Genomic DNA, 10,586 nt, shown 5'->3' on the forward strand with positions numbered 1-10,586 from the left:
GATATTGAAACTAAAGTTACGGATGGATCTGTACAATATGATAAAGATGAAACAGGTAAAAAGACCAATACAGTTACGTTAGTTGGTGGAGATGACAGTTCTCCAGTATTAATAGACAATGTAGCGGATGGAAAGATTGAAAAGGATTCGAAAGAAGCTGTTAATGGAGGTCAGTTATATGATTACACAGAAAAGCAGATGAAGACGGTTCTTGAAGATGCCAATAAGTATACGGATGAGAAAGTTAGTAGTCTTGTCAATAATGGAGTTAATGAGGCTAATTCGTATACGGATATGAAGTTTTCGACATTAAGTTACGCTGTTGAGGATGTTCGCAAGGAAGCAAGACAAGCAGCAGCTGTTGGTTTAGCGGTAGCTGGTTTACGCTATAGTGATATTCCTGGAAAATTAACACTCGCATTTGGTAGTGGTTTATGGCGTAGTCAATCCGCGTTTGCTGTTGGGGCTGGTTATACTTCAGAGAACGGTGATATTGGTTCCAACTTGTCAATTACCACTTCTGGAGGTCACTGGGGTATAAGTGCAGGGGTTAATGTGATACTCAACTAATAAACGACTAAATCCATAAAATTGATTTGCCTTTTTCTTATTTAAGAAAAGGGCAATTTTTTTATCTTCTTTCAGAGCCCTTTAAAGCTATTCTAAATGTACAAAACTCCCGTAATTATATAAAAAGCCTATTACAACTTTTTTGAGAATAAAAGACATCAGTAGCAAAGATTCAAAAAATTGATTACTATTTTTTTGATAATTAGGTAATGAGGTTATTGATCTATCTTGTTATTTTGATTTATTAAAGTGCTTAAAGCAATATAAATACGAATATACCCTTTATTAAAAAGAGGCAGTTTTAGCTTTTATTTTCGTGTAGTGTTAAACGTATGCTTTATATTGGTATCGTTATAATTTTTCATTGAAAGTCTTGTTGTTTAAATGACAAATTATCTTAAAAATAGAATAGTTAAAAATATTATGTTTTTTAATCAGTTTCCTTTTTTGTAGCTTCATAGTAAAATTTTAATTTCTCCAAATTGTTTTAACTTAATTACGAGTATAAAAAGCAAATAGTGCAAATTCTTACAATTCAAAATATGTCTTTTTTATGTTTTAGGCATGGTTTTTATTGAGGGTTTGTTATGAAAAAATTATTGAATCATATTCAAGGGAAATAGCTCAAGTTTTCGGCGTTTATTTTATCGGTTGTTTGTAGCAACGTTTTCATTGGGTGTTGTGATAGTTGTTTTTTTTATCGAATGCTATTCCTGTTTTGGCGAAAAAAATTGACATAATAGAACAGCTGCTTAAAGCCATGGCAAAAGCTGCAAAGAGCTATTCTCAAGGAAAAATACTTCTTTCTGCGTATGCTAACTCTAACAGCATTGGGGCTCTCTCAAAAGGTTTTGATTTATTAAAAGCAAGTTATTTAACAGCACTTAATACAGCACAGCAATGGCACCAATAGTGGATGATTCTACAGATGATAGTGGCTATATCAATTTTTTCGTCAATACGCTTTCTATTAAGAGTAAGGATGGTTTTAGTAAGAGATTTCTTACCGGTCTGCAATTGGTGATGAACAATAACTCTACAATTACAATAAGTGCTGAAAACAACGAAGATGCAAGGATTATCGATGGATCTGACACCTTGCGACATGATTTCATTACAAGAATGCAACGATCTACAGGTGTGCAACGTACTCCAAACACAAGTATTGCTTTAGGTAGTGGAACGCAAGCGGAAAAAGAATGGAGCGTTGCTGTAGGCAATATGGCTCATGCTTTGGGGAAAAGCAGTGTCGCAATAGGTGGTGAATATAATAAGAAGAGCGGATATGGAGATAATAATTATACAACTGCAAAGAGTGATTATTCAATAGCTGTAGGAGCCGTTTCTAAAGCCCTAGGGTATGGTTCGATTGCTCTTGGGTGCATATGCATTTGCTCAAGAAGCTATTTTATAGGCTTCTATTCAAAAGCAAATGGGGTTGGACGTATCGTTTTAGGTTCCTATTCTAACGTGACGGTTGATGATGGGCGGGGGGGTGTTGCTATCAGGAACAACTCTGTGCCTAGTAGGGCTGCTGGCGTTTTTTGGGTATATGTCTCTTCTGCAAGGACCGTCCAAAAACACCGAATCTCAATAGAAAAGTACGAAAGGTGAAGTGAGTATTGGTGTTTCTAGTAAGAACATAACGCGACAAATTATAGGCGTAGCAGCTGGTAGCAAACCTGCCGATGCAGTGAACCTTAGATAGTTGCAGGATTTAGAAGAAGTCGTAAGAAAAAAGGTTGGAAACTGTCTATTGCTGGTGAGGCAGCTAAAGATGTGGATGCTAGATAGTACAATAAATTTTCATCCGGAGGAAGTAACTTCAGGGTTAAAAGAGATAAGGACAATGAAAATAAGCTCATATTTGGTTTGGCCAATGATATAGCATTAAAAAGCATAACATTAGGAGAGAAAACAAAAGTAGATGCAACAGGCTTAGTAATTACTGATGGCCCACAAATAACTACCGGTAGTATTAATGCGGCAAGTAAAAAAGTAACAAATATTGCAGAAGGAACTCGCAATACTGGTGCAGTGAATTTTTCACAATTGAAGGAAATAAAAGAACAAGTAGCAGTGAGTATTTTTGTAAAACAGGATACAGCAATGAAACACATTACCATTGGTAAGGATATAGATGGTGATAAATCGATATTGCGAATAAAAGTGATAAATTACGGATAATTTCTTGTGTTAAGAAAGCAGAGAGAGATAAAGCATCAATGATGCTGTTAATAAAAAAACAGCTTGAAGAAAGTTTAGAGAAACTTGCTAATAATTCTGCTGTTGTTCATTATGATAAAGCAAATAATGAAAATGGCACTATTAATAGGGCACTATTAATTATGAAGGTGTGACTTTTGGAAAAACTACAGTTCCCGCTGCACTTCATACTGTAGCAAATAAAGTTACGGAAAATTCCACTGATGTTGTCAATGGTAGTCAGCTTTATTCATTGGGTGATAAAGTTGCGAAATCTTTAGGTAGTGGAGCATATTTTAGCGACGGTATTTTTACAGCTCCCACTTATAAATTATCATCAGATTGATGAAAAAGGTACGGTAAGAGAGAAATCATATAGCCACTCTAATTTATTTCACAGGTCTTGATCACAATATCAAGAATATAAATAATCGTATTAAAGAAGTCTCTGAGGGGGGGGTAGGATTCTTTATCATGGAGCACAAAGGATCAAGCTTTTGTTGCAAAACATGGAGAGAAGCAAGAAAACAGCAAGATCACATCCCTTTCGGCAGGAGCTATTACAAAGAGTTCCACGGATGCTGTGACGGGGTGGAAAGCTTTATTCACTAAATCAAACGCTTGCAAAATATTTTGGCGGTGGTGCTAGATATGAGAATGAAGAATGGACAGCACCAAGTTTCAAGCTATAGAACCTTTGAAGAGAACAGCTATGATAATATTGCAGCAGCTTTTGCTGGCATAAATAGTGTTTTCGCGAAGCTTCATAATGAAATTTCTGGCAACATCGAGAAAAATGCTTTGTTATGGAGTAATGAAGCAGGGGCATTTGTGGCTCGGCATGGAAAAGACGAAAAAAAAGCTATAACGATGTTGCTAATGCATTTAATGCAGGTCGTGGCACTGATAAGAATAAGAAGGCGAGTAAGATTATCAATGTAGAGGGTGAAAAGGTAGAAGAAGGCTCGAAAGAAGCAGTAAACGGTGATCAGTTACATGATTATACGAAAAAGCAGACATATACGATTCTCGATAAAGCGAAAGAATATACGGATGAGAAAGTGTCTAATATTGTAAAGGATGGTGTTAAAGAGGTTTATTCGTATACGGATATGAAGTTTGTAACGTTAAGTTATGCTGTTGAGGATATCTGAAAAGAAGAAAGACAAGCCGCAGCCATAGGTTTGGCAGTGTCTGATTTAAGCTATGAAGATACTCTTGGAAAAATAAGTTTTTCTTTTGGTAAGGGGTTGTGCAGAGTCAATTAGCTTTTGCCTTTGGCGCTGGTTATATGTCTGAAAGTGGAAGAATTCGCTCAAATATATCATTAACGAGTGCCGGATGTCAGTGGGGGATAGGTATAGGACTGAGAGCAATAGTGAATTGACAATAAACAAATTCTAACCATTAACTTTATTAACATTTTGTTTTTATTGGTCTTAATGAGAGATGGGAGAGTATAGTAGGCGCGCGCATGAGGTACCGTTACGGTGAACATAAGCAGCAATTAACATGAGTTACAATATTTTATGATGTAAGACCGTTCAGAAAGAAACAAGACAGGCGGCCTCTGTTGGTTTAGCAGTATCGAATTTAAGTTATGAAGATACCCTTGGTCTTTAAGCATTTCATTTGGTACGGATGCATTGGTGTAGTGCATCCGTCTTTGCTATCAGAGCCGGTTATATGTCAGAAGATGGAAAAATTGGCTCCAATCTCTCCGCAACGAGTTCTGGTGGTCATTAGGGTGTAGGTGTTAGGCTTAATTTAATACTGAACTGATAAGCAAAAAACTTTTTTAAATATGCTCTTTGCCCTTGCCTCATCAAAGCAGGGGCATTTTAGTAAAAATCTTTCATCAATCCTCTAATGAAATAAAAAATCTTATTCACGAAAAATAAACTGATGCCTAAGCGGATGATCAATAGGCACAAAAATTATACCTCTTTCAAAGAGGTCAAAGCTAAAAACGGTACACAACCTTTGATAGAAAAAAACGAAATTAATTCTAATATTAAGCGTTTTTTTACCTTCCTTAAATTGACTTTCACGAACTTGCCTCTAACTACCCTCTAAAGGCGCTGTAGAAACAACAGCTTGTGTCTTAATTTTATTTATGTCCTAAAACACGCTGTAAAAGCAGGAACACGCAAAGGAAATAAGAAAGCTTTAGAGTTCTAGAGCATACCTTTTTTGTGTTGTTAATCTATTATTATGAAGGGGGTATTATGAAAAAATTATATACTACACACAATCTGCGTGATTTGAGTTTTTCTCGTTCACATCATCGATCATCATTGTTTAAAGTGGCTTCGTTAGGAACTGCGGTGGCATTGTTTTTATCGAATGCTTCTCCTGTTTTTTCAGCAAATCTCGATTTAACAAAAGCATCTCTTGAAAATGTGAAGAATGCTGCCGTGGTTTATCCGCAAAGCATTATCTCTGCGTATGATTACTATGATGGTGATAAGGAAAATTATTTAACAGCATTGAATGTGGCAATGGTGCCAAAAGTTGACGCTTCTGATGACTATGCAAATTTTTTAACCAAAACCCTTTCTGGTATAAGTAATGATGATCCTATTGTGAATGTTTTGAGGACAGATGGCAAAAACTCATTGGAAAGAACATTAGATACAGGCGGGCAATATAAAAAATTGATCATCAGTTCACAGAGTGGTGAGAATACAGCGATTATTGATGCATTGAATCCTTTGCGCAATGACTCTATGGCTAGAATGCAGCGCGGTACCGGACTGCAACGTGACGTAGAGGGTACTAATGTCATATTTGGTAATGATATAACAAAGCTCGAAAAACTCCATGCAAGGAGTGATATTACTGCTCTTGGTGCCAAGATAATAGTAAACGCCTCAGATTCGGTTGCTGTTGGTTATGGTGCGCAGGTGGATAATAGCGTTACTGTTGCTGTAGGTCATTTGGCGTACGCTGTAGGTAAAAAAAGTATCGCAATAGGTGGTGAAGGTAGATGGGGTGATAACCCGACCCCCCCTGAGGGACGTACAATAGCGACGGGCGAAGAATCAATTGCTATTGGACATCGTGCTAAGGCGGACAGTGTGAAATCTGTAGCTTTTGGTGCTTATTCAAAAGTGAATGTAGATTCAGGTGTTGCGATTGGGAGCGAGTCTGTAGCTGATGTTGCTGCTGGAAAGCTTGGTTATAATCCTTTAATTAAAAGCTCGTCAGAAGATGACAGCATGATATGGGCAGCCACACTAGGCGCGGTGAGTGTTGGTGATGCTGAATCGCAAAAAACGCGCCAGATTGTAGGAGTGGCAGCTGGTAGTGGCGACACTGATGCCGTTAATGTTGCACAGCTAAAAACGTTACAATCATACGTAGACCAAGGTTGGACACTATCTGTTGGAGGTGAAAATGCTAAAGCCGTTGGTATAAAAGATACTGTAGATTTGTCGGCTGCAAGTGACAACCTTAAGATCACAAAAGGTACGGAAAACAATAATGTAACATTTGATCTAGCTAAGAATATTACAGTGGCAAGTGTCACTGCAGGGAACGCCTCTATGAGTAGTGATGGCTTTCTGTTTGCTGGTGGGGCTAGAATAACTGTGGATGGTATTGATGCTGGCGAACAAAAGATTACAGGAGTAGCAGCTGGGAAAGAAGCTGATGATGCAGTGAATTTTGCGCAGCTACAAGAGATAAAAAATCAAATAGCAGGAAATAGTCTTGTCAAGCAAGATGGTGGAGAAGAAGGTCGTATCACCATTGGTATAGCAACAGGTGGTTCTGAAATCAATGTTGCAAACAAATTGGGTGAAGATAGGACAATTTCCGGTGTGAAAGCAGCAGTTAAGGATGATGAAGCTGTTAATAAACAACAGCTCGATGGTCAGATTGCAGATGTTGTTGACACCATAAAAAGCAATAGCCTTGTTAAGCGAGAAAAAGAGACAAATCGTATTACCATCGGTAAGGAAATAGAAGGTACAGAGATTAACATTGCAAACAAATCAGATGGTGCTCGTACAATTTCCGGTGTGAAAGAAGCAGTTAAGGATGATGAAGCTGTTAATAAAAAACAACTTGATGGTGAAATTGCAGATATCACGGACAGTATTAAGGTCATTAAAGAAGCAAATAGCTTTGCAGTTCTCTATGATGAAGAAAATGGTGCCGTTAATTATAATAGTGTAACTTTGGGTGGTGATAAGACTACGGCACCAGTTGCTATCCATAATGTACAAGATGGTGCAATTTCCCAAGATTCGCATGATGCGATCAATGGTAGCCAGATTGAAAAAATATATCGAAGTGTAGCAGCCATTTTTGGTGGTGATGCGGACTTTCAGGACGGTATCTTGTTTGGTCCGCACTATCATTTATCGCAAATTTCTGAAAATGGTGTAGCAGTAAATAAGGACCATTTTGATGTTGGTTCTGCTTTGACAGGGCTTGATGATAATATCAACAATGTGAATAGCCGCTTAACACATGTAGCCAATGAATTTACTCAGAAAATTGAGGGTGTCTCTAAAGATTCTCTGTTGTGGAGCAAGAAAGAAGAGGCATTTGTAGCACAGCATGGAGAGGGAAAAACCAATAGCAAAATTAAATTTCTTGCCAATGGAGATATTTCTGAAGATTCAACGGATGCTGTAAATGGTTCGCAGCTCTTTGAGACCAATCAGACAGTTGCTAACACCAATCAGACAGTTGTTAATTTAGTTACGGCTTTTAATGGGGCAAATAAGAATATATCAAGTTATTTGGGCGGTGGTGCAGATGTGGTTGCTAATAAAGCACCAACCTATACGATTCAGAACACTGAATATCACGATGTGGGTTCTGCTTTTAGTTCTGTCAATAATTCTATCACGAATATCCAAAATCAGATTACGGATGCAACGAAAAATAGCCTCGTTAAACAGGAAGGAGATGCAGGTCGTATCACCATTGGTATGGCAACAGGTGGTACTGAAATCAATGTTGCGAACAAATCGGGTGATGCTCGTATAATTTCCGGTGTGAAGGCAGCTGTTGCGAACAATGAAGCTGTTAACAAAGAACAGCTTGATAAAAGTATAGAGAAGATTTCTAAGGATATTAATCTCACAACTGCTGCTGCAGTTCTCTACGATAAAGAAAATGGTGCCGTTAATTATGGTAGTATAACTTTAGGTGGCGATAAAAATAAAGAGCCAGTAGCTCTCCTTAATGTCAAAGCTGGTACAATTGCTAAAAATTCGCATGATGCGATCAATGGCAGCCAGATTGAAAAAATATCTGGAGATATTGCAAACTATTTTGGTGGTGATGCCTCATTCGAGAATGGTAACTTTAAAGGACCACAGTATAATTTATCTACAGTTTCTGCGGATGGTGAGGTGGTTCAGAAAACCTTTACTGATATTGGCTCAGCTTTGAGTGGGCTTGATGCAAATGTAAAGAATGTGAATACCCATCTGACAAATGTGACAAATGATTTCACACAACAAATCAATAATATTACTCAAGAAGTTAAAGGCGATGCCTTGTTGTGGAGCAAGGAAGAAAAGGCATTTGTAGCACAGCATGGAGAGGGAAAAACCAATAGCAAAATTAAGTTTCTTGCCAAAGGAGATATTACTGAAGATTCAACGGATGCTGTAAATGGTTCGCAGCTCTTTGCTACTAATCAGAATGTTACCACTGTTACAAATAATCTCTCAACAATTTCTAAAAATATATCAAGTTATTTTGGTGGTGGTGCAGATGTATCTAACGGTAAAGCTCCCACTTACACTATTCAGGGTAAGTCACATAATGATTTTGAATCTGCTTTTAGTACTGTTGATAATTCTATCACGAATATCCAAAATCAAATCACTAATGCGACAAAAAATAGCCTCGTTAAGCAGGAGGAAAATGAAGGTACTATCACTGTTGGTAAAGCAACAGGTGGGACTAAAATCAATGTTGCGAATAAGAACGGTGATGCTCGTACAATTTCCGGTGTAAAATCTGCAGAGCGGAATGATGAAGCTGTTAACAAAGAACAGCTTGATAAAAGTATAGAGAAGATTTCTAAGGATATTAATCTCACAACTGCTGCTGCAGTTCTCTACGATAAAGAAAATGGTGCCGTTAATTATGGTAGTATAACTTTAGGTGGCGATAAAAATAAAGAGCCAGTAGCTCTCCTTAATGTCAAAGCTGGTACAATTGCTAAAAATTCGCATGATGCGATCAATGGCAGCCAGATTGAAAAAATATCTGGAGATATTGCAAACTATTTTGGTGGTGATGCCTCATTCGAGAATGGTAACTTTAAAGGACCACAGTATAATTTATCTACAGTTTCTGCGGATGGTGAGGTGGTTCAGAAAACCTTTACTGATATTGGCTCAGCTTTGAGTGGGCTTGATGCAAATGTAAAGAATGTGAATACCCATCTGACAAATGTGACAAATGATTTCACACAACAAATCAATAATATTACTCAAGAAGTTAAAGGCGATGCCTTGTTGTGGAGCAAGGAAGAAAAGGCATTTGTAGCACAGCATGGAGAGGGAAAAACCAATAGCAAAATTAAGTTTCTTGCTAATGGAGACATTTCTGCTAACTCAACGGATGCTGTAAATGGTTCGCAACTCTATTTGATGAGTAATCAGCTTGCTGCGTATTTTGGTGGTGGCGCTGGCTATAATAATGGAAAATGGACTGCTCCTAATTTCAAGATAGCACAATTCAATAATGACGGTAGTTCTGGTGAGAAGAAGACATATCATGACGTTGCCAATGCTTTTGACGGCGTAAGTGAGAGTATGTCCAAGATAAACAATCGCATTCAAAATGTTGAAAACAATGTTTTGTCCAATGGTTTAAATTGGAATGAGCAGGAAAAAGCCTATGACGCTAGCCATGATGGTCAACCAAGTAATATTATCAATGTAGCAAATGGTGAAATTGCAGAAGGTTCAAAAGATGCAGTCAATGGCGGACAGCTTTGGCAGACCAACGAACGTGTCAAGGGCGTTGAGAAAGATATTAAACATATCGAAAACAGAGTCGACAATATTTCCACTACGGTTACGGATATTGGTAAAACGGTTTTTAATATTGAAAACAGAGTTGATAATATTGAGAACACGGTTAATAATCTTTCTGATGGTGCAGTTAACTATGATAAAGATGCTGATGGTAAAAAGACCAATAAGATCACTCTAAAAGGTGGGAATGAAAGCGAACCTGTTATGATTGATAATGTTGCGGATGGCCGCATTGGACAAGGTTCGAAAGAAGCTGTTAATGGTGGTCAACTGCATGATTACACTGAGCAGCAGATGAAGGTCGTTCTTGATCAATCAAAGCATTACACAGATCAACGGGTGAATAATATCGTTATCGATTCTATTGATGGTGCCGTTGATCGGGCTAACCAATATACAGATATGAAGTTTAATATTTTAAGTTACGACATTAAGAGCGTACGCAAAGAGGCAAGGCAAGCAGCGGCCGTTGGTCTAGCAGTATCCAACCTACGTTACTTCGACGACCCAGGATCTTTGAGTGTCTCATTTGGTAGCGGCGCATGGCGTGGGCAATCCGCATTTGCTCTTGGTGCTGGTTATACATCTGAAAACGGAAAAATCCGCTCTAATCTCTCTGCCACTAGTGCTGGTGGTCATTGGGGAATAGGTGGTGCAATCACTCTGAAAATAAAATAATAAGAACAACGAAAACTTAATAAAATTTTCACCCTTATTGATTGAAATGAGGGTGATTTTTTTAAGACGCTACAGCATTTATCTAGAGATAAGCATAATATTTGATGCATATACAAG

The 10,586-nt window shown here is 37.8% G+C and carries 9 protein-coding genes; all 9 read left to right on the forward strand.

The annotated features are described in order from the left end of the window. Positions 1-570, forward strand: a 570-nt coding sequence (locus tag ACFIKD_RS08350; protein ID WP_375647730.1) for a YadA-like family protein, incomplete at its 5' end; no start/stop codon positions are given. A 688-nt stretch (positions 571-1,258) separates the two neighbouring features. Beyond that, entirely contained in the window at positions 1,259-1,483 is a 225-nt protein-coding gene (locus ACFIKD_RS08355; protein ID WP_375647731.1) for a hypothetical protein, read from the forward strand. Beyond that, positions 1,483-2,184 (forward strand): hypothetical protein, encoded by a 702-nt coding sequence (locus ACFIKD_RS08360; RefSeq protein ID WP_375647732.1) that lies wholly within the window; start codon positions 1,483-1,485, stop codon positions 2,182-2,184. Before ACFIKD_RS08355 ends, ACFIKD_RS08360 begins: the two co-directional genes overlap by 1 nt. 258 nt (positions 2,185-2,442) lie before the next feature. Continuing rightward, a complete protein-coding gene (locus tag ACFIKD_RS08365) occupies positions 2,443-2,757 on the forward strand; it encodes a hypothetical protein (protein WP_375647734.1) in 315 nt (104 codons plus the stop codon). A 38-nt stretch (positions 2,758-2,795) separates the two neighbouring features. Continuing rightward, positions 2,796-2,930, forward strand: coding sequence for a hypothetical protein (locus ACFIKD_RS08370; protein WP_375647735.1), 135 nt, complete (start codon positions 2,796-2,798; stop codon positions 2,928-2,930). Further along, positions 2,927-3,121, forward strand: coding sequence for a hypothetical protein (locus ACFIKD_RS08375; protein WP_375647736.1), 195 nt, complete (start codon positions 2,927-2,929; stop codon positions 3,119-3,121). The genes ACFIKD_RS08370 and ACFIKD_RS08375 overlap by 4 nt, the downstream gene beginning before the upstream one ends. A 305-nt stretch (positions 3,122-3,426) precedes the next feature. Continuing rightward, positions 3,427-3,717: a hypothetical protein gene (locus ACFIKD_RS08380; RefSeq protein WP_375647737.1), complete on the forward strand. Its 291-nt coding sequence runs from the start codon at positions 3,427-3,429 to the stop codon at positions 3,715-3,717. Between the two features lie 310 nt (positions 3,718-4,027). Then, positions 4,028-4,162 (forward strand): hypothetical protein, encoded by a 135-nt coding sequence (locus ACFIKD_RS08385; protein ID WP_375647739.1) that lies wholly within the window; start codon positions 4,028-4,030, stop codon positions 4,160-4,162. 841 nt (positions 4,163-5,003) lie between these two features. After that, complete coding sequence (locus tag ACFIKD_RS08390) at positions 5,004-10,469, forward strand: Vomp family autotransporter (RefSeq protein ID WP_375647740.1); 5,466 nt, start codon at positions 5,004-5,006, stop codon at positions 10,467-10,469. Positions 10,470-10,586: the final 117 nt, after the last annotated feature.

Origin of the sequence: Bartonella sp. CR84HXZ (assembly GCF_042194535.1) — a bacterium.
GTDB classification, from domain to species: domain Bacteria; phylum Pseudomonadota; class Alphaproteobacteria; order Rhizobiales; family Rhizobiaceae; genus Bartonella; species Bartonella grahamii.

Excerpts from the sequence above, each read along its gene's own strand:
- ACFIKD_RS08370 (WP_375647735.1), top strand. The coding sequence starts at position 2,796 with ATGATGCTGTTAATAAAAAAACAGCTTGAAGAAAGTTTAGAGAAACTT.
- ACFIKD_RS08380 (WP_375647737.1), top strand. The coding sequence starts at position 3,427 with ATGAGAATGAAGAATGGACAGCACCAAGTTTCAAGCTATAGAACCTTT.
- ACFIKD_RS08390 (WP_375647740.1), top strand. The coding sequence starts at position 5,004 with ATGAAAAAATTATATACTACACACAATCTGCGTGATTTGAGTTTTTCT.